General features: G+C 59.0%; 5 protein-coding genes. 3 read left to right on the forward strand and 2 right to left on the reverse strand.

Features of this window, described 5'->3' with window-relative positions; translation table 11 throughout:
* The first annotated feature begins 67 nt into the window (after positions 1–67).
* The gene (locus tag HX786_RS30950; RefSeq protein WP_008433107.1) at positions 68–259 is read left to right on the forward strand and encodes a DUF1289 domain-containing protein; all 192 of its coding nucleotides are present in this window, start codon (positions 68–70) and stop codon (positions 257–259) included.
* 143 nt (positions 260–402) lie between these two features.
* Positions 403–1,650, forward strand: coding sequence for a 23S rRNA pseudouridine(2605) synthase RluB (rluB, locus tag HX786_RS30955; RefSeq protein WP_003220080.1), 1,248 nt, complete (start codon positions 403–405; stop codon positions 1,648–1,650).
* A gap of 211 nt (positions 1,651–1,861) precedes the next feature.
* Here the strand turns inward: rluB and HX786_RS30960 are convergent, their stop codons facing one another.
* Together HX786_RS30960 and HX786_RS30965 are read right to left on the reverse strand one after the other, a co-directional pair.
* The gene (locus tag HX786_RS30960) at positions 1,862–2,821 is read right to left on the reverse strand and encodes a leucyl aminopeptidase (protein ID WP_102605965.1); all 960 of its coding nucleotides are present in this window, start codon (positions 2,819–2,821) and stop codon (positions 1,862–1,864) included.
* 77 nt (positions 2,822–2,898) lie between these two features.
* Positions 2,899–3,036, reverse strand: coding sequence for a hypothetical protein (locus tag HX786_RS30965; RefSeq protein WP_003175756.1), 138 nt, complete (start codon positions 3,034–3,036; stop codon positions 2,899–2,901).
* 525 nt (positions 3,037–3,561) lie between these two features.
* Here HX786_RS30965 and HX786_RS30970 point away from each other — a divergent pair.
* The gene (locus HX786_RS30970) at positions 3,562–4,968 is read left to right on the forward strand and encodes an amino acid permease (protein ID WP_134327224.1); all 1,407 of its coding nucleotides are present in this window, start codon (positions 3,562–3,564) and stop codon (positions 4,966–4,968) included.
* Positions 4,969–5,020 lie beyond the last annotated feature (52 nt).

Below are 5,020 nucleotides of genomic sequence, written 5' to 3' on the forward strand. Positions count from 1 at the left end.
CTGACCCACCGCATTCGCGAGCAAGCCCGCTCCCACATTTGGATTGTCGCCAGCAAGGAGAACTCAAATGAGCTCCACCAAAGACCCCTGCATCAGCGTCTGCAAATTCACCGATGACATCTGCGTGGGCTGCGGGCGCAGCAAGCGCGAGATCCGTGCCTGGAAGAAACTCGACAAGGTCGACAAGCGCACGGTACTCGCCGAAGCCGAGCTGCGCCTGCTGGCGCTGGGTGCCACCGGTCGGCGGAAAGGCAAATGAGCCCGCACTTATCGACTAGTCTCTGATGCGCAACGCGCGCCATGAGCGTATGATTCGCGACCCTTTGGCGATGCGTTCGCCAAAAGCCCAGCTTTTACTATCTTCAGGCCAAGCCTGAATCGACACACCGGGAGGTGCTTAAGATGAGTGACCAAGACCAGAACGACACCCAGGAAATCGGCCCCGCAGGCGAAAAACTGCAGAAAGTCCTCGCCCGTATCGGCGTAGGCTCGCGCCGCGACGTAGAAGCCTGGATCACCCAGAAGCGCATCAAGGTCAACGGCGTTGAAGCCACCCTTGGCCAGCGCGTCGACCTGCACGATGCCATCACCATTGATGGCAAGGTCATCAAGCGTGAAGAGGCCGCCGAATCGGTGCGCCGCGTCATCATGTACAACAAGCCTGATGGCGAAATCTGCACCCGTGACGACCCGGAAGGCCGTCCAACCGTATTCGACAAGATGCCGCGCCCCAAAGAAGGCCGCTGGATCAACATCGGTCGTCTCGACATCAACACCACCGGCTTGCTGATGTTCACCACCGACGGTGAGCTGGCCAACCGCCTGATGCACCCTTCCTACGAGATGGACCGTGAATACGCGGTACGTGTGCGTGGTGAAGTCGATGACGAAATGATCGAGCGCTTGAAAGCCGGCGTCGTGCTGGAAGACGGCCCGGCCAGGTTCACGGACATCAAGCAGGCGCCGGGCGGCGAAGGCTTCAACCATTGGTACCACTGCGTGGTGATGGAAGGCCGTAACCGTGAAGTACGTCGCCTGTGGGAATCCCAGGGCCTGGTGGTCAGCCGCCTGAAGCGCGTGCGTTTCGGCCCGGTGTTCCTCAACTCCGACCTGCCGATGGGCCGCTGGCGCGAAATGAGCCAGTACGAAGTCGACATCCTCAGTGCCGAAGTCGGCCTGACGCCGGTGGCCATGCCGCAGATGAACGCCAAGAGCAAAGACAAGCTTGAGCGTATGCAGCGTAAATCGTCGCGTCCGGTGGCGCGTACCGACCGTGTTGCCCGCACCCTGCGCCCTGCGCTGGATGCACCGGCCACGGGCGGCCGCATCTCCCGCGAGCCGCACATCGAAGGCGAGCGTCGTCCTTCGGCACCGCCCCGTCAGGATGGCGAACGTGCGCCGCGCGCACCGCGTCCAGCCGGTCGTGGTGATGCACCTGCTGGCGGTCGCGGTAACCGTGGCGAGTCTGGTCGTGGTGCTCCGGCTGCGGGCCGTGCCGACGACAGCGCCAGCACCAAACGTCCAGCCAAGCCATCGCCGAAAAAGCGCCCGGGCCTGAAGCTGGTCGATGACGCGCCATCGGGCAAGCGTCGTGGTGCACCGGCCGGTTCCGGCCAGCGTCCAGGTTTTGGTCGCAAGAAGCCGCAGTGATTCGTTAAGCGCTGCATAAAAACGCCAACCCTCGGGTTGGCGTTTTTTTTTGGCCTGGATTTGGAGCCTGCTCTATGAGCAAAGCAGGTCCATTGTGGGAGCGGGCTTGCTCGCGAATGCGGTGTATCAGTTGATACATCCAGTGACTGACCCACCGCATTCGCGAGCAAGCCCGCTCCCACAGTTGATCTCCATTGTTTTGGCGGGCGTGTCAGAACATGAAAGCCCCATCGAACACGGGTTTATCGTCGAGGGCCAACACGCCACTGGCGAAGATCAGGTCCAGATGATGGCTGCCTTTCTGCCCGCCACCCAATCCCAGGTGCAGCCCGCAATGACGCTCTTCAAAGCCGGCGTTGCGCGCATACAAATCCTTCACGCCTTCATTGGTGCCAATGCCCAGTTCTTCCACCCGGCGATTGGACGGGTTGGCATTCAGGTATTTGTTGAAGTCATCCGCCAGCCCCGGCACTTCGCTGGCCACGGTGCAGATGGTCGAGTTCTCGATCCACAGTTCCAGCGGTGATTGCAGCACGCCGTATTTACGCGCAAAGGGAATGGTGCTGAGGAAGGTGCCGACAAACCGCACCTGGCCGTTGATGGCCTCGCTGTGGGTCGCGATCTCGCCGGGCGCCAGGTCGTGGTTGCCGACGCCGTTGATATTGGTCCACTTCTTGATGCTGCTCATGGGCGCTTCAAGGCGCGAGCCATGCTGGTCGGTGAAGCTCAGCACGCTGGCCTGGGACATGCGCCGGATCAACGTGGCGTTGAGGTCGGCAATCCGCTGTGGGGCGACGCTGAAGGTGTCGTAGAAGTAATCGCCATAGTCCTTGAGCAGCAGGGACTTTTTCCAGTGCTCGGCCATCACGCCCTGCAGTGCGCGGATAAAGTCCGGGCCTTCGGCGCGTGGGTTGGGCAAGGTCGAGGAATCGTAGAGAAACATGTACAGGTCACAGCCTTCGATGGCCTTGGCCAGCGTTTCGCTGGGGGCTTGGTCCAGGCGTTGTACCTGGAAGTCGAAGCGGGCGGCGCAGCCCTGGATGATCGACTGGGCGATGGCGTCGTAGCGTTCGGTATGGCCAAGCAAAATGGTGGGGCGGTGCAGGCCGGCGAGGGCCGGGTGATGGGCGAGGTAATACAGAAAATGTTCGACGGCGCGGGCCTTGTCCATGACGTCCTTCCTTCAAAGCCTTCGGTAGGAGCAGTGGCAGGTGCGGCGTCCCGCACCTGCCGGGGTGCCTGATCAGATTAGAAAGGCCACATCGCGGTGCCGAACGGCACGACGGCATCGGCTTGCATCATTTCAACGGCGGCCTCATGGGTCGGCGCTTCAAACCAATCGTCGAGTTGCAGTTCGGTTTCCAGGTCATTTTCCAGTGCTTGCATGGTGAATCTCCTAGATGACGTTGTTTGAGAACGAGCTTGCCAGCTTGCTGCGCTGGGCAAGTGGATGAACCTAGAAGAGAGTGTTTGGGATTGCAAAATTTTTATTGACACGGTTCCATTTGGATTTTTTATTCCGTTTTGATGGCGATTTGGTTTATGTCGATGAAACAGAGAGTTGGTTGCATCGTTTTGTAGGAATCGTCCTTTCGTCAACTTCTCGTTATCTGAAAGAATTTTCCTAATGTCCCTCCTATCTGCCGCACCGCATCCTGTCAGCCCAGACAGGTTTGGCGGTGTACAATGCGCCGCGTTTTACTGTGATCCCACTCTCTCAGGGCTATCCGCCTTGTTCATTCCGCCTGGCCACAAGCCCGTCGGGTTCGATTTCGTCACAGATAAAAACAACAGGTGACGTATGACCGTAAGAAAAAACGCTGGACCGGGGTTTGATCGGCGCTGCTGTAGCCCGTTACCAAAGCAGCACCCCTCCATGAGCACCCTCAAACCTTGCGTGAGACCCTTTCCATGAGTGAAGCCAACTCGCATTCAGGCGAACTGAAGCGCGGCCTGAAAAATCGCCATATCCAACTGATCGCCCTCGGTGGCGCGATTGGCACCGGGTTGTTCCTGGGGTCGGCCGGCGTGCTGAAATCCGCCGGGCCGTCGATGATCCTCGGGTATGCCATCTGCGGCTTTATCGCCTTCATGATCATGCGCCAGCTGGGCGAGATGATCGTCGAAGAGCCGGTGGCCGGTTCCTTCAGCCACTTTGCCCACAAGTATTGGGGCGGTTTCGCCGGCTTCCTGTCGGGCTGGAACTGCTGGATTTTGTACATCCTGGTGGGCATGTCGGAGCTGACGGCAGTTGGCAAGTATGTGCACTACTGGTGGCCCGAGATCCCGACCTGGGTGTCGGCGGCGGCGTTTTTTGTGTTGATCAATGTGATCAATCTTTCCAACGTCAAAGTCTTCGGCGAGGCCGAGTTCTGGTTTGCGATCATCAAGGTGGTCGCCATTGTCGGCATGATCGCCCTGGGCAGTTACCTGCTGGTGAGCGGCACCGGCGGGCCACAAGCCTCGGTGACCAACCTGTGGGAGCACGGCGGGTTCTTTCCCCATGGCGTGGGTGGTTTGGTGATGGCCATGGCGATCATCATGTTCTCGTTTGGCGGCCTGGAGATGCTCGGGTTTACTGCGGCTGAGGCGGACAAGCCACGCACGGTGATTCCGAAGGCGATCAACCAGGTGATCTACCGGATCCTGATTTTCTACATCGGCGCGTTGGTGGTGCTGTTGTCGTTGACGCCTTGGGACAGCTTGCTGGAGACCCTGAATGCCTCCGGGGACGCCTATAGCGGCAGTCCGTTTGTGCAGGTGTTTTCGATGTTGGGCAGTAACACGGCAGCGCATATTCTCAACTTTGTGGTGCTGACGGCGGCGTTGTCGGTCTACAACAGCGGCACTTACTGCAATAGCCGGATGCTGTTGGGGATGGCCGAGCAGGGTGATGCGCCGCGGGCATTGGCGAAGATCGACAAGCGTGGGGTGCCGGTGCGGTCGATCCTGGCGTCGGCGGCGATTACGCTGGTGGCGGTGTTGATGAATTACCTGATTCCGCAGCATGCGCTGGAGTTGTTGATGTCGCTGGTGGTGGCGACCCTGGTGATCAACTGGGCGATGATCAGTTTTTCGCATTTCAAGTTTAGGCAGCATATGGATCGGACGGGGCAGGTGCCGTTGTTCAAGGCGCTTTGGTATCCGTATGGGAATTATGTTTGCCTGGCGTTTGTGGTGTTTATTCTTGGGGTGATGCTGCTGATTCCGGGGATTCAGGTGTCGGTGTATGCGATTCCGGTTTGGGTGGTGTTTATGTGGGTTTGTTATGGGATCAAGAACAGGCGCAAGGCTCGGGAGGGGGTGGTGTTGAGTTGATGGTGTACATATCCGTTTCTTCGGTAACGGCGACTTATGGTTCCGCTCTTAC

Origin of the sequence: Pseudomonas sp. 21615526, assembly GCF_013386245.1 — a bacterium.
Taxonomy (GTDB): domain Bacteria; phylum Pseudomonadota; class Gammaproteobacteria; order Pseudomonadales; family Pseudomonadaceae; genus Aquipseudomonas.